The organism is Rhizobium sp. LjRoot258, from assembly GCF_964254185.1.
In the GTDB taxonomy this organism is placed as follows: Bacteria; Pseudomonadota; Alphaproteobacteria; order Rhizobiales; family Rhizobiaceae; genus Rhizobium.
This window is the reverse complement of sequence record NZ_CAXUST020000003.1, coordinates 309697-322982: the sequence shown is the minus strand read 5'-3', so window position 1 is coordinate 322982 and position 13286 is coordinate 309697. Positions and strand designations below refer to the sequence as shown.

Genomic DNA, 13286 nt, shown 5'->3' with positions numbered 1-13286 from the left:
ACGGGAAAGTGGCCCGTTGATGAAGCAAAACCTATTCCTACCCTCGGGGTACCGCTTGGAATTTTGGGCCTCGGGCGACGGCTTTTTTCGTATCAACATTGATGGGAAAACGGTTTGGCAGGTTCCGTCATTTGCCATCCATCCGGAGTTCTTCAAGTATCACCACAGGGAAGCTTGCGAGGTCACCATTGTCAGCAATGCGCCGGACGCTGTTCTTTGGGCCTATGGGTATCAGCCTCAAACCGTGAACGAGACCGGTATAACAGTGTTCGAGTTTTCGGAGAAAGGGATCCTTCAACGCACCGGTGCGGAAATTGAAGATTGGCTTCGGTCCGATCCGGATCGTCCCGCGCTTCATTTCTCGCCAATCCGGCATTGGATGAACGACCCCGTAGGTCTCTGCAAGCTCGGCGAGCTATGGCACCTTTTTTATCAATTCCATCCCAGCGGCAGTGATTGGGGACCGATGCACTGGGGACATGCGACCAGCCGCGATCTGGTCAATTGGCTTCACATGCCGGTATTTCTGCATCCAGAACAGAACCTGTGGCGCCTCGGCGCCACAGGAGGCGCATTCTCCGGCAACGCCTTTCGGGATCGAGATGGAAGCTTGATGTTCTTTTACACCGAGCGCCTGCCCGCCTATGACCTTTTCAAAGGTTATCGGGAAATTCAGAAAATAGCGCGCCCAGATCGGCGGATGACCAAGGCGGAAGGCATTGTGACGGTGTTGGAGCAGCGTCCCGACGGGGTCGAGCACGACTTCCGCGATCCAAAGGTTTGGTGGGACGACGCAGCCAACGCCTATCGCATGATACTCGGCGCATCGATCGAGGGCGATCCCGCGGTCTTGTTGTTCGGCTCCGGCGATGGCCTCGATTGGCAATATCTCAGGCCGCTATACCGTGCGCCGGTTAACTTCCGCCAAGAAGGCGCACGTGCGGTCGAATGCCCGGATTTTCTTCGGCTGGGGGATAAGTGGGTTCTGGTGATGGGCTTTGTGGGCCATGTCGAGCCGCGAACACGGCGCCACAATCTTCTTTACGCGCTGATCGGTGAGTTGAACGAGGACCATTTCGTTCCCGACACGCCGGAACTGCAATTGCTGGATTTCGGGACTGACTATTACGCGATGCAGAGTTTCCAGGCAGACGGACGTCAGATCGCGTTTGCCTGGCTTTTCAACTGGGAATACCGCAAGCCCGAGGGTTCATCCTATTCCGGCGAGATGTCCCTGCCGCGCGTTTTAAGCCTGAGCGAAGATAAGAAGAAGCTGCTCATGCTGCCAGTGATTGAAGTCGACGAGCGCTATGCCGCCGACCCTGTCATTGAGAACCAAAGTGGCCAATACTCGCTGCCGAAAGCTCCCATTGAAATTCGGCTTGCCGGGCCGCTCGAAGGCAGCAAGCTTGTCGCGACGAAAGGTGGCGAGATTGCTTTCGAGGTGAGCGTCGCCGACGGCATCCTTTCGGTTCGCCTCGCCCAGGACGACGGCTCAATCCACTATGTGGCGAAGCTCGGCGAGGCGAGAGACCTTCGTCTGTTTCATGACTTCGGAATCGTCGAGATCTTCGCCGACGGCGGAGCGGTTTGTGGAACGCGCCGCGGCTACGTGAATATCGACCCCGATCGCCTGGAAATCTCAACCACTGCATCAACGCAGGTGCTTGAAAGGTATTCGAAATGATTCTCTGCTGCGGCGAAGCGATGATTGACATGATTCCGGCGTCGACAATCGACGGAGGCAGGGCCTTCGTTCCTCATGCCGGCGGCCGCCGTCTTCAACACTGCAATTGCTTTGGGACGACTGGGCATACGAACCGGCATGTTGACCGGTCTGTTGAATGATCTGTTCGGAGAGCAACTTATCTCAGCGGAAAGCCAAGTCGACACGTCGCATGTGATCGTATTTGGCCGACCAACGAATTCAGATGTTTCCTCTCGAGCAAACCAGGAGAGGTCAGATGAAGACAATGACATGCCGCGAACTCGGCGGCGCATGCGATGAGAAGCTCTCTGCACAAACATGGGACGAAATGGTTAAGAAGATGACAAGCCATGTTATGGACAAGCATCCTGACGTGGCGGAGAAAATGAAAAAAATGCACGAAGAAGACCCCGAAAAACGAGGCAAAGAAATGAAACAAAAATGGGATGTAGCCCCAGAAGGTTGAACGCGCTGATGGGACGGCGCGAAACTTGGGGTCTGGCCTTTCCGCGCGGGTGCTTTAACTCCAAAGTTGCCCGTAAGGCGCGATGGCTCGCAAAGTCGCCGGAACGCTGGTGACAGTCATCCAAGCGTTTGCACCCCGGCTTTGACGCTGCCGCCTTCGCTGTTCAGGACGACGATCGCCTTATCGGAGGCCGTAGCAATCCTTCGGAATAGCGCGTCTCGACGATCGTGACTCCGCCGGGCGAGCCAATCGAAGAATCACTCTTGCTACAGGAGGCCCAATGGAGCCCCATCGTAAGGCCTCCCGAAGATGCCCGACCGTTTCCTTAGATGCCAGGAAGCTTTGGAAGCGGGAGTGGCCCGACAGTGAGCAGGCCACTCTGGACGCGACGGGGTTTGACCGCGCGAGGCAACTTTCTCCTACGGCAGTCGACTCCGCTCGGCCTGACGCTGCGCCTCTTGAGCAGACTTCAATTGAGCGCGCGTATACATGAGCGCGTGGGATGCCAGATCATATCCGTCCTCCCACAGATTGCGCCAAATTCCGAGGATGCCTTCCAACGGCTGGCCGACGACGCGCGAGGAGAAACTCTCGAACGTGATAGGCCCGGTGTAGCCGGATGCGACGATGGCGCGGAAGACGCCGGCCAGATCAATCGTTCCGGAGCCCATGTAACCGCGGTGGGAGTCGCCTGTGTGGAAGTAACCGAGGTAGCTACCGGTATCTTTGATGGCTGAGGGAACGTCGGACTCTTCGATATTCATATGGTAGACATCGAGATGAACCTTCACGTTGTCGGCCCCGATCCGCTTGCATAGTTCGACGCCCTGAGACGCCGTGTTCAGCACGTTGGATTCGTAGCGGTTAACGACTTCGAGGCCGAGGACGATGTTGCTCTTCGCAGCCGTTTCGGCGACCTGACCAAGAATTTCGACGGACATCGCTACACCGGCCGCCGTCGTGGGGATGCTGTTCTTCTGGAAGGCCGAATGGAGAATGCCGCAGACATGCGTCGCACCAAGGTCGCGGGCGACTGACAGGGCCTGCTCAAGCTTGGCCTTGCCGCGCTTTGCCTTCTCGATATCGCCGCTCGAGATGTCGGTGTCGGCGTCCAGACCCAGCGAGAAATTGATCCCGATCCCGTGTTTCTCAAGGGCGCGGCGAGTGAAATCGATGTCGATTGAACTTGGATCAAGTGCGGGAGCCTCAATGAAGTCATAACCTACCTCGGCCGTCTTCGCGATCGCGCGTTCGCATTCTTCGTGGCTCCAGCCTTTTTCCCAGACCAAAGCGTGTACACCTAGCTTGTTCATCTCGTGCTCCTATCGTTGTGGCTCATTTGAATCCGACCGGGACACACCGGGTCAGGATGAAAGCGGCGAACCGAAGCGCCTCCGGTCCGTCTTGGCGAGTTAGTTGTTGTCGATGCGACGGTCGGGCTCGGCGCTGCCCGATATGATGGCAAGGCCGTTCGGCAAATCGTTCTCTTCGACCTTGCGATTGATTTCTTTGGGATCGAGCCCGAATGCCCGCCAGCGATCCTGGAGCCGTTGCCTCAGATTGTCTTCGGTAACGTCAACGAACACGGTGAAGTCGAAAATTTTCTTGAGCTTGTCCCACGGGGCCTGGCGGGCAAGAAGGTAGTTTCCTTCGCAGACGATGATGTCTGTCGATTGGGGGATCAGACTTCCCCCTGCCCGCGCAATTTCGATCATACGATCGAACACGGGGACAGCAATGACGTCGTCCTCGTTCGCTTTGAGCCGCTCGAGCATGTGGCGGAACCCGTGTGCGTCGAAGGTATCGATGGCTCCTTTGTACGGTCGCCGGCCCATCTGTTCCAACACAGCATCATCGTAGTGATAGCCATCCATAGGGAACAGAGCCGCCCTTACAGCGTGTTCTGTCTTGAGGCTCTGCACGACCCTTTCAGCGAGAGTGGATTTGCCTGATCCAGGCGCTCCTGCCATGGCGATCAATATTCTCTTGCCGCCGTTTTCCGACAGCCGTTGAACAGCGACCTTTGCGATCTCACCGGCGTTTACATCAATCTTGCTCAAGGAGTTCCTCACAACTATCGGCCTGACAGACTGAGACTTATGCACCGAGGTCATGCAGTCCGTATTGCGCGGCCTTGCCGCGCAGGAACGACAGACCAATGCCCATGACTTCCTCTTCATCGCGGGCAACCGGACGCCACGTGGATATGTCACCTGCCATCTCGGGCGGCATGCTGACAAAGCTCTCGAGGGTCAGAGCGCCCCTGAAGCCGATCGCCGAAAGGGCAACGAAGATCGAATCCCAGGGGACGTTTCCAGCGCCTGGGGTCCCGCGATCGCTCTCCGACAAATGCATGTACTTGAGGTGGTCGCGAGCAACGAGAATGCCGTTGGCAGCACCCTTTTCCTCGATGTTCATATGGAATGTGTCCAGATGAACGAACATATTGTCCATTCCAATACGCTCGACCATCGCCACCGCTTGCTCTGCGGAATTGACGAGATGGCTTTCGTAGCGGTTTACGGCTTCGACGCCGAGTTGGATGCCTCTGGATTTAGCCCGTCTCGCCGCAGCCGCCAGCGCACGTGTTATGTTATCGTACTCGGCCTGGGTTGGCGGCGAACCGGTTCGCTCGTTAGTGCCGCCGTATGTAACACCGGTAAGGGCTTCAGCCCCCATTTCGGCGGCCTTGTCGATTGCTATCTCGAGGTGTTGGATAGCTGCATCAGGTCGCCTCGATGCCCACGCTTCCTCGGGAAGCACGAGTGAGCATACTGCCCTAAGTCTGTTCCTACCCAAAAGCTCGCGAGTGTGGCCGGCATCGACGGAGGGTGCATCGCCCAATGGAATTTCAATGAAATCCAGGTTGCGCTTGGTTGCACCGGCGATGGCCTGTTCGGCACCATCGCGATCCCAGTTCATTGTCCACATGCTCGCATGAATTCCGAAACCCTGCACGGTTCATCCCTTTTTTCTGCGTGAGGCCATGTAGGCCGAAACAATGGTTCTCGCTGCCATGACGACGATCATCAGAACACCCCATAGCGCCGTCGCGAGATGTTGATTGGCTCCCATCAGGTTGAGACCTGACGACAAAAGCTGAAGCACGATGAGTGCGACGAAGACCGGTAAAACTCGTCCGAAACCACCAAAGGGATTGATGCCACCCAGGAACGCAGCCAGCACGGTGATCAGGAGATAAGACTCACCGTGTCCGACGCGTACCGAATTGAAGCGAGCGAGCATGATCACGCCCGCGACCGCGCACATCAGGCCCGACAACGTATACACGAGGACCAGGATGCGACGGGTGTTGATGCCGGAGTAATGGGCTGCTTCGATGTTGGAACCGAGCATCAGGAGGCCAAAGCCAAGCTTGAAGCGCGTCAGCAGGAGCTGCCATAGACCAACGCAGACGATGAAGATCAGCAGCGGTATCGGAAAGCCGAAAATCTGTCCGTGACCGATCGGAGCGATGAAGCTCGGGAAGCCGGATACGTCGCCTCCACGTGTCAGAAACTCGCCCAGCCCGCGCAAAAAGATCATCATCGACAGCGTCACAAGGATCGGATGGGCGCGTGTGTAGGCGATGGCAGCACCTGTCATCAGCCCGGCAGCGCCACCGGTGGCAAGCGCGGCAAGGACCCCGAGCAGAAAGGCAGACGGAGGCGCATCGACGCCGCCGTACATTTGCATGACCCACGCTGCGGCGAGGCCTGACAGATTAGCGGTGAACGTAACTGAAAGATTGATGCCCCCAGTCAGAAGCGGAAGCAGCATCGCGAGCGTGAGCAGTCCCAGTTCCGGAAGCTGGAAAGCGACCGAGCCGAACGTTGCAGCAGAGATGAAATTGTTTGCCGCGAGACCGAAGATGACTATCACGGCGAGGAACGCGACGACCGGGCCCGTCATGTCGGCCCCGAAAGTGGCGTTGAACTTCTGAGCGATGGCCTTCATGGGTGCATGCCCCTCCTGCTGGCGCTGCCCTTCGCAAGGAACGGCAGAAGCTTGTCGATCCGTGCGGACGAGAGCGTGATGGCAATGAGAATGATCGCGCCGACGATCATCTTGAATGCGAAGGGCGAGACACCCATGAGGTTCAGCCCGTTCTGAGTAATCGAAACCATCAGGACACCGAGAACACACCCGATAACGGAGCCCTTGCCGCCGCCTAGCCGCGCGCCGCCGAGAACCGTGGCCGCCAGGACGTCAAGTTCCCGACCATAAAGCGCGTTTGGAACGACTTCTTCGGCGTAGTGGGCCTGCATCAGCCCGGCGATGCCGGCCATGAGACCCATCCAGCCGAAGGAGATGTAGTGCATGGCTCCGATGTTGATACCGAAGCGGCGTGCTCCTTCCGGGTTGTCGCCAAACGCGTAGAGCTGTCGGCCGATGGTCGTGCGGGAAATCATGAACCAGGTCGCGAGGCAGCAGAGGATCATGACGACGACAGGCAGTGTAAGCTCGATCCAGGAGCCGTCAGCCATCTCTCGTTCGAAAAACACCACGCGGGTCGTCAGCCATTCAGGCAGGTCGTAGATCGACACGCCCTTGGTGAAGAACATCAGGAGCCCGAAGAAGATGTTGAAGGTCGAGATTGTCGCGACAATCGAAATGATGTGCAGCCGGTAGACCAGAGCTGCGTTGATCAGACCCAAGCCAATGCCGATGGCTCCGGCGATAATGAACCCTTCGGCCCAGTTGCCCCCGCCCAACGCGCCGAGCGCGAGAGCCGTGACGTACTGGACGACCGATGCGGCCACGGCGAAGGAGATGTCGATCCCCCCTGAAATCAGGACGACAAGCAGCCCGACCGCGAAGATGATGTTGACGGCCGAGACGTTCAGCACATCAAACGCGTTCGAGATCGTCAAAAAACGATCGGTCCCAAAAGACAGTCCGATGCAAAGAACGATCATGACCGCCAGAAGCGTGAATTCGGTTGTGTGTCCAAGGATCAGTCTACGCATAGACGGCAGACTCCAGTTCGGCGAGCGACACGCTACGCGGGTCGTAGGTCGCGTGGATTTTGCCTTCCACCATGTGAATGATGCGGTCGGCGTTGAAGTAGACTTCCGGCGGTTCGTCAGAGATCAGGATGATCGCCAGGCCCTGGGCCGCCAGTTTGCGCACGATCTCGAAGATGCCAGCCCGGGCTCCGACATCGACGCCAACGGTTGGGGCGTCGAGGATGAGAATCTTCGGACCAATGGCCAACCATTTGGCGATCGCAACGCGCTGTTGGTTGCCGCCAGAGAGTGTCCGAATGGGATCTTCCGGTCTGCCAATTTTGACGCCGAGCGCCGAAATCCAGTGGTCGACAACGCTTGCTTTCTTGGTTGGCGAGATCATCCCACCCGACAGAAGCTTATCGAGGGATGCCATCACCACGTTGTCGGCGATGGACTGCGGCTGGTTAAGGCCGAGCGACAGCCGGTCTTCCGAAAGATAGGCAACGCCTGCGCGAATTGCGTCTCGATTGGAGCCGAAACTGACGCGCTCACCCTCGATCGTGATCTCGCCCGCTTGTGGACGGTGCATTCCGAAGAGAGTAAGCGCCAACTCCGTACGGCCCGCACCAAGGAGGCCGGTAATTCCAAGCGTTTCGCCGCGTCTGAGATCGAATGTAATATTCTCGAACTCTCTGGCTCGCGTGAGCCCGCGCACGGAGAGTACGACGCGCTCGTGATCATGATCGGTGGCGACCACTGCGTTGTCGAAGTTTCGGCCCGTCATGAGTTCGGTAACGCGCGACTGGGTCATACCTTCGACCGGGAATACGCCGACCAGTGCACCATCGCGAAGGACGGTCATCCGATCGGAAATCTCGAGCACTTCCGCAAGACGATGCGAGACGAATACGACAGCGACACCCGAAGCTGACAGGTTGCGGACGATGTCGATCAGGTAGTCAGTCTCGGATTGCGTCAGCGACGCAGTCGGCTCATCCATGAAGACAAGACGAGCTTCACCCACGAGCGCGCGTGCAATGGCGACGATCTGACGTTGCGAGATCGGCAACTCCTTCAGCGGCCGATGGAGATCGATACTGACGCCGAGCCGGGCAAGCGCCTTTTCGGCGGCGTTGTCTATCGCCCGCTTGTCCACCAGGCCGTACTTTCCGTTGACCGCGTACTGAAAGCCGATGTTTTCTGCGACCGTCATCTCTGAGAAGAGCGCGAGGTCCTGCCAGATGACTTGAATGCCCAGTGACTGCGCAAGGGTCGGTGTCATCGCCGTAATTGGCTGACCGTCGAAGAAGAACTCTGCGCCATCCTGCGGTTTATAGACACCAGTGATGACTTTGATCAGCGTGCTCTTGCCGCATCCGTTTTCTCCCGCAAGGCAATGCACCTCTCCAGGATTAACTTCGAACGAAACCCCTTTCAGAGCCCGCACACCACCAAACGTTACTTTGATATTCTTGAGTGAAAGGAGCGGTTCAGCGCTCATAGCTTTTCCCCCTGATCAGCCGCCTGATTTGGCGGACGGCGCAGACTGCTAAGTCTCTACGGGGGGTCGCGCGGAGCGAACGCCTCGCGACCCCAGGCGTAGGCTTGGGGAGGATCAGAGGCCCATGCCGACCAGCTTGTCGATGCTTTCCTTATTGATGGCCAAAAGCTGGTCGACAATGATCGTATTGCCTTCGGGATTGATCTTCCCGAGGCCCTCGATCTCATCGCCGGCCTTGACGCTCTCACCCTTTGAGATGCGATCCGCGAGGGTCACAAAGACCTCGCCAGCCTGCTTGGGGTTCCACATGAACCCGCCGGTGATCGCGCCCGACTTGATGAGCTTTGCGCCCTGCCCCGGGGAGAACGGCCCGATCACGAAGACCTTTCCATCCTTGCGACGTTCTTCCACAGCGCGGCCAGCACCAATAGGACCCTGAGAACCGAATGCCAGGAAGCCCGTCAGATCGGCGTTGGCGGCCATCAGGTCGAGAGCGGTTGAGCGGCTCTTGTCGACGTCTTCAGCTACGCCGTAGCGGTCACCGACAAGCTTCATGTCGGGATAGTTTGCCTTGATGTAGGCGATGGCTGCGTCTGCCCAGGCATTGTGCAGCGGAACGGTGAGCGATCCGACAAACACCGCATAGGAACCCTTGCCACCCATCTTATCCGCAAGGAGCTTGGCGTGCGCTTCACCGAAGCCCTTGGCGGACGCAAGCTCGAAGTCCCAATCGGCACCAACCTGCTTGGGCGATTCATGCGTGATGACCTTGATGCCGGCTTCCTGAGCCTTCTTGAGGACGGGCTCCAGGACCTTGGCGTCGTTCGGAACAACTCCGATGTAATCGACCTTCTGTGCGATAAGGTCTTCGATAGCACGAACCTGGAGAGCCGGATCGGCGCTGGTCGGACCGACCATGAAGCCTTCGACACCGAGCTTGGTGCTCTGCTCCTTAATGCCAGCTTCCATGGCATTGAACCACGGGATACCGCCGATCTTGACGACGACGCCGATCTTAGGCCCTGCAAATGCAGTGGATGCAAGAAGCGTCAGCGAGAGGCCGAGCGTGACTGCGAGCATTCTCTTCATGGGATTTCTCTCCTCCAAACACAGCCGGCAAGAGAGAATCGCCACACGAGCCCCATGCTTGTGTGCTGAGCGTTTTTGGCTCCCATTTCGGAACCCCTCCCTTACCGCTTTCCTCTAAGCGACCACCTCTGCACAATCGTTCTTGCTTTCTTGCACAATCGATGGTGCAATAACCATAACACCAAAAGGACTTTCGTCAATAGCCCAGTTGTTCTAGACAGAAGGAGCCGTTGAGGAGATTTGCGGATGTCAGAAAAAGAGCAAAAGAAAGCAACGATTTACGATCTGTCGGTGGTGTCGGGCGCGTCCGCCTCAACGGTCAGCGCAGTCCTGAACGGGACCTGGCGCAAGCGACGTATCTCGGAAGAAACGGCCGAGAAAATAATAGAGTTGGCAAAAGCGCATCGCTATACGGCAAACCTGCAAGCCCGAGCCTTGAGAAGCTCGCGATCTGGACTAACGGGGCTACTCTTGCCGGTCTACGACAACCGGTTCTTTTCTTCGATGGCTCAGACGTTCGAGGCGAAGGCGCGACAGCGCGGGCTTGTCCCCATGGTCGTCTCAGGACGACGCGATCCGGAGGAGGAACGACGCACGGTCGAGTCGTTGATCGCCTACTCTATTGACTCGCTCTTCGTCGCAGGCGCGACCGATCCCGACGGCGTCCATCAAATCTGTGTACGGGCGGGTTTACCGCATGTGAACATCGACTTGCCGGGCAAGTACGCACCTTCGGTAATTGCGGACAACCGCCAAGGCGCAGAGGCACTGACTTCTGCGATCATACGGCACGCCGAGAGTATGGAGCCGCTTGGCCCCGAGGATGTGTATCTTTTTGGCGGGCGCGATGATCACGCAAGCCGCGAACGCATTGCGGGGTTTCATGCAGTCAAGCAATCAATCTTTGGCGTGGCCACTACCGGCGATGTCGAGATTACCGGCTATTCGCCCGGCATGACCGCGCTTGCCTTCGAGCGCTTCTTCGACCGGCACGGGAGGCTGCCCCGCTGCTTCTTCATCAATTCGTCCATCAATTTTGAGGGCTTGCTGCGCTTCATGGCGCACCACGATGGCGAGGCGTTCGGCGATATTGTCGTAGGGTGTTTCGACTACGATCCTTTCGGATCGTTTCTGCCGTTTCCCGTCTATATGATTAGGCCGAATATCTCGGAGATGCTCGAACGGGGCTTCGAACTGCTGGAAGACGAAAACGCCAAGCCGCAGATCGTGATGATCGAGCCGCAACTGGTGCCTCCGCGCACCGCGCTGGAAGGCCCTCTCGATGCGTTGAAGGACCCGGCACCCCCAACGGAACGAGCAGTTTGAGGTGAGCCCGAACTCAGATGTGGGCAGCCCTTTGAAGAGATGCCTGCTTCCTCCAAACCGTGCAGCGCCCGCGCTGGGAACACGAACGATGTGTCGTCTGTGAAACTAGATAACGTGGCGCGCTCAGTGGACGGACTCCTCATCTATCCAATTCTGTATTCCAGACTGGACCAGTCGAAAACTCTGCGGCGGAACAACTTTCCGACCGTCTCGCTCATTCATACTGAGGCTGATGACATCGATGCCGTTGGTATCGATGAGCGTCGAGGCGCGTTCGTCGCCACGAAGCACCTCATCGAACGAGGACACCGAAGGATCGGATCGCTAGGACCGTCTTTCGCCAGCACGATAGGCAATTTCGGGAAATTGCAAGGGTATAACGAAGCTATCCAAGCCGCAGGGCTCACTTGCGATCCCGAACTCGTTTCCACCCCGTTGGGCCATTCGATTGAGGCCGGCGTTGACCTTGCCCCATTGAAATAATCCATTTTGAAGTAAGCTCTGGCCCATTGTGAAGTGCTAATTTTGGGCCAGCAGGAGCTGGAATTTTCCGGGGTTAAGGCTCAGTTCGGCGGGGGTGCCGATGAGCCGTTCATGAGCGAAATCGGCACCTTGTTGCCGATGGCGCTATGTGGCCGGAACTCGTTGTAGTCTCTACGCCAATCCTCCATCTTCGTCCGCGCGTCGTCAAGGCTCATGAACCAGTGCGCGTTCAAGCACTCGGCGCGGAACTTGCCGTTGAAGCTTTCGATATAGCTGTTGTCCGTCGGCTTGCCGGGACGGGAGAAGTCGAGCACGACACCCTTGTGGTAGGCCCACAGATCAAGGTCACGGGTGAATTCACTGCCATTATCGACACGAATGGACGCCGGATAACCGACCTGCCGGCACACCCGCTCCACGTCTTCGCCGCGGTAGCTGAAGCGTGCGTCGACCGCCGGAGAGAAGCGAGAGAACGTGAACGAGATAGGCATTCAAACCCGCCGCCCGGCGACCAGAGCCGCGGAACGATAAATCGAGCGTTCATTGGATTGCTCCTTCGTTGACGAGAGCGGGTGCGATTGCACCGTGCTTGCGATCCAAAATCGTGCCTTTCGGTATCCCTTATGCTTTTCAAGGCGGCTAAAATGTAACGAAGCGTCGCCACCCGCGCGTTCGGATACAAAGCAATACAAAATCGTCCGCTGCGGAGGTTCGCTCCAAGTTGACCTAATGTTGCATATGCATCATATAGCACCCATTCGAAATCGGCTTGGCGTTCATCGCGCCCAAACAAGAAGGAGTCTTGAGATGTTGAAACGCTCTATACCACTCTTTTTCTCAGTCGCACTGAGCGCCCCTGCTGCCGTCGGAGCCGGCGCTGCTCCCGAGAATACCCGTACCGAGATTGGTTACATAGACGTTGCCCCGGACATCACGCTTCGTCGCATGGTCGCCCATAGCGCAAACCAGAAGGGCATCGTTCTCTTTCTGCATGGGTTTCCAGAGACTTTGCTCGTCTGGAAGGATATCGCCACCGAGCTGGCAAAGGACTACGAAGTCCACACCATCGACTGGCCGGGCTATGGGCTGTCTTCTCGTCCCGCACCGATCAAGTTCTCATATTCGCCAAGAGACTACGCAGATATCTTGGCCGCCTACATCAAGGCTGCCCGCATCGATCGCTCAAAGCTGACAATCTACGCGACCGATATCGGATCGCTTCCCGCGCTTCTGGCTGCCATCGAGGAACCGGATATAGCCAAAAACATAGTCGTCGGAGACTTCGCCCCGTTCAACAGGCCTGAGTACATGTACGAGAGCCTCCAGAACCTCAAGAGCGAGCCGGCAGCATCGAAAACCCGTATGTACATGAACGAAACAAGCGCGGAGATTCTGGCGAACGTCTATCGTCGCGGCTTGCCGCATGAAAAACAGTTCGATCTTCCGGCCGAGGTCCTCAAGGACATGACGGAGGGATGGGGACACGGCGGCATCACGTCCGCCGACGCATTCTACCACTACTATTCGCACTTCACCCGAGACCAGGACTACCTAGAGGCTCACCTTGCCGAACTCAAAACACCTGTGAAGGTCGTCTGGGGTGAGAATGACCTGTACATCAAGAAAGCCATGGGCGAGGAATTCTCGCGACGAACCGGCGCTCCTCTGAATGTTCTGCCAGGCATCGGCCATTATCCGCACCTCCAGACGCCGCAGGATACCGTGGCCGAAATCCGCGCCGCGAATTAGCGCGCACTCACA

Annotated in this window: 11 protein-coding genes and 2 pseudogenes; 5 read left to right on the top strand and 8 right to left on the bottom strand. The window is 57.5% G+C overall.

What is annotated here, in order from left to right:
* Positions 1–19 precede the first annotated feature (19 nt).
* From ACSQ9D_RS30020 to ACSQ9D_RS30010, 3 genes and pseudogenes are all read left to right on the top strand, one after another.
* Entirely contained in the window at positions 20–1687 is a 1668-nt protein-coding gene (locus ACSQ9D_RS30020) for a glycoside hydrolase family 32 protein (RefSeq protein ID WP_436285461.1), read from the top strand.
* Positions 1684–1867: pseudogene (locus ACSQ9D_RS30015) on the top strand (PfkB family carbohydrate kinase); the annotation flags it as partial. The gene ACSQ9D_RS30020 and the pseudogene ACSQ9D_RS30015, both read left to right, overlap by 4 nt.
* Before the next feature lie 97 nt (positions 1868–1964).
* A complete protein-coding gene (locus ACSQ9D_RS30010) occupies positions 1965–2174 on the top strand; it encodes a hypothetical protein (RefSeq protein WP_436285460.1) in 210 nt (69 codons plus the stop codon).
* A gap of 419 nt (positions 2175–2593) precedes the next feature.
* On the opposite strand, the gene ACSQ9D_RS30005 is transcribed toward ACSQ9D_RS30010, so the two are convergent.
* The 7 genes from ACSQ9D_RS30005 to ACSQ9D_RS29975 form a co-directional block, all read right to left on the bottom strand.
* Positions 2594–3487, bottom strand: coding sequence for a sugar phosphate isomerase/epimerase family protein (locus tag ACSQ9D_RS30005; protein WP_436285459.1), 894 nt, complete (start codon positions 3485–3487; stop codon positions 2594–2596).
* Positions 3488–3586: 99 nt separating this feature from the next.
* Positions 3587–4234, bottom strand: coding sequence for a nucleoside triphosphate hydrolase (locus ACSQ9D_RS30000; protein ID WP_436285458.1), 648 nt, complete (start codon positions 4232–4234; stop codon positions 3587–3589).
* Between the two features lie 37 nt (positions 4235–4271).
* Positions 4272–5132 carry a sugar phosphate isomerase/epimerase family protein gene (locus ACSQ9D_RS29995; protein WP_436285457.1) on the bottom strand — a complete coding sequence of 287 codons (861 nt, stop codon included), beginning with the start codon at positions 5130–5132 and terminating at the stop codon, positions 4272–4274.
* Between the two features lie 3 nt (positions 5133–5135).
* Positions 5136–6131 carry an ABC transporter permease gene (locus ACSQ9D_RS29990; RefSeq protein ID WP_436285456.1) on the bottom strand — a complete coding sequence of 332 codons (996 nt, stop codon included), beginning with the start codon at positions 6129–6131 and terminating at the stop codon, positions 5136–5138.
* A complete protein-coding gene (locus tag ACSQ9D_RS29985) occupies positions 6128–7144 on the bottom strand; it encodes an ABC transporter permease (protein WP_436285455.1) in 1017 nt (338 codons plus the stop codon). The genes ACSQ9D_RS29990 and ACSQ9D_RS29985 overlap by 4 nt, the downstream gene beginning before the upstream one ends.
* Complete coding sequence (locus ACSQ9D_RS29980; RefSeq protein WP_436285454.1) at positions 7137–8627, bottom strand: sugar ABC transporter ATP-binding protein; 1491 nt, start codon at positions 8625–8627, stop codon at positions 7137–7139. Before ACSQ9D_RS29980 ends, ACSQ9D_RS29985 begins: the two co-directional genes overlap by 8 nt.
* Positions 8628–8741: 114 nt before the next feature.
* A complete protein-coding gene (locus tag ACSQ9D_RS29975) occupies positions 8742–9716 on the bottom strand; it encodes an autoinducer 2 ABC transporter substrate-binding protein (RefSeq protein ID WP_436285453.1) in 975 nt (324 codons plus the stop codon).
* Positions 9717–9962: 246 nt separating this feature from the next.
* On the opposite strand from ACSQ9D_RS29975, the gene ACSQ9D_RS29970 reads away from it, so the two are divergent.
* Positions 9963–11042: a LacI family DNA-binding transcriptional regulator gene (locus ACSQ9D_RS29970; RefSeq protein ID WP_436285452.1), complete on the top strand. Its 1080-nt coding sequence runs from the start codon at positions 9963–9965 to the stop codon at positions 11040–11042.
* A 563-nt stretch (positions 11043–11605) separates the two neighbouring features.
* Here ACSQ9D_RS29970 and ACSQ9D_RS29965 read toward each other — a convergent pair.
* Positions 11606–12001, bottom strand: a pseudogene (locus ACSQ9D_RS29965) (integrase core domain-containing protein); the annotation flags it as partial.
* 331 nt (positions 12002–12332) lie between these two features.
* Here ACSQ9D_RS29965 and ACSQ9D_RS29960 point away from each other — a divergent pair.
* Positions 12333–13274 (top strand): alpha/beta fold hydrolase, encoded by a 942-nt coding sequence (locus ACSQ9D_RS29960; RefSeq protein WP_436285451.1) that lies wholly within the window; start codon positions 12333–12335, stop codon positions 13272–13274.
* Positions 13275–13286 lie beyond the last annotated feature (12 nt).

Excerpts from the sequence above, each read along its gene's own strand:
- ACSQ9D_RS30005 (WP_436285459.1), bottom strand. The coding sequence starts at position 3,487 with ATGAACAAGCTAGGTGTACACGCTTTGGTCTGGGAAAAAGGCTGGAGC.
- ACSQ9D_RS29985 (WP_436285455.1), bottom strand. The coding sequence starts at position 7,144 with ATGCGTAGACTGATCCTTGGACACACAACCGAATTCACGCTTCTGGCG.
- ACSQ9D_RS30010 (WP_436285460.1), top strand. The coding sequence starts at position 1,965 with ATGAAGACAATGACATGCCGCGAACTCGGCGGCGCATGCGATGAGAAG.
- ACSQ9D_RS30020 (WP_436285461.1), top strand. The coding sequence starts at position 20 with ATGAAGCAAAACCTATTCCTACCCTCGGGGTACCGCTTGGAATTTTGG.
- ACSQ9D_RS29980 (WP_436285454.1), bottom strand. The coding sequence starts at position 8,627 with ATGAGCGCTGAACCGCTCCTTTCACTCAAGAATATCAAAGTAACGTTT.
- ACSQ9D_RS29975 (WP_436285453.1), bottom strand. The coding sequence starts at position 9,716 with ATGAAGAGAATGCTCGCAGTCACGCTCGGCCTCTCGCTGACGCTTCTT.
- ACSQ9D_RS29970 (WP_436285452.1), top strand. The coding sequence starts at position 9,963 with ATGTCAGAAAAAGAGCAAAAGAAAGCAACGATTTACGATCTGTCGGTG.
- ACSQ9D_RS29990 (WP_436285456.1), bottom strand. The coding sequence starts at position 6,131 with ATGAAGGCCATCGCTCAGAAGTTCAACGCCACTTTCGGGGCCGACATG.
- ACSQ9D_RS29960 (WP_436285451.1), top strand. The coding sequence starts at position 12,333 with ATGTTGAAACGCTCTATACCACTCTTTTTCTCAGTCGCACTGAGCGCC.